Origin of the sequence: Adlercreutzia sp. DFI.6.23 (genome assembly GCF_024462535.1) — a bacterium.
GTDB classification, from domain to species: domain Bacteria; phylum Actinomycetota; class Coriobacteriia; order Coriobacteriales; family Eggerthellaceae; genus Adlercreutzia; species Adlercreutzia rubneri.
The window spans coordinates 1-323 of sequence record NZ_JANGBP010000326.1; the positions used below are offsets into that span (position 1 = coordinate 1).

General features: G+C 59.4%; 1 protein-coding gene. It reads right to left on the reverse strand.

Features of this window, described 5'->3' with window-relative positions:
- Positions 1 to 274, reverse strand: a 274-nt coding sequence (locus NE591_RS13570; RefSeq protein WP_371130622.1) for a VWA-like domain-containing protein, incomplete at its 3' end; no start/stop codon positions are given.
- Between the last annotated feature and the right edge of the window lie 49 nt (positions 275 to 323).

Consider the following 323-nt stretch of genomic DNA (forward strand, 5'->3'; position numbering starts at 1 on the left):
GCGCGGGATAGGTGCCCTGGCCGTCGGTGAAGTAGATGAGTCCGCCCAGGTCGTTCAGCTCGCCGGACGCGAGCGCCTCGTCCACGTAAGCGAACACGGGACAGAAATCGGTGCCCCCCAGGCCCTTGATCGTGGGATTATCCAGATAGTCTTCCAAATCGCGTAGGCAGGTGATGCGAGCCACGTCGGTGATGGCGGCGTCGCACTGCACAATGAGGACGTTCATGCGGGAGAAGAAGCTCGTCTCGTCATAAGAGGGTGACCAAGTGCTCATCACCTCTTCTGATGGAACCTCCCGAATCACACAGCCACTCGTCGTGTTT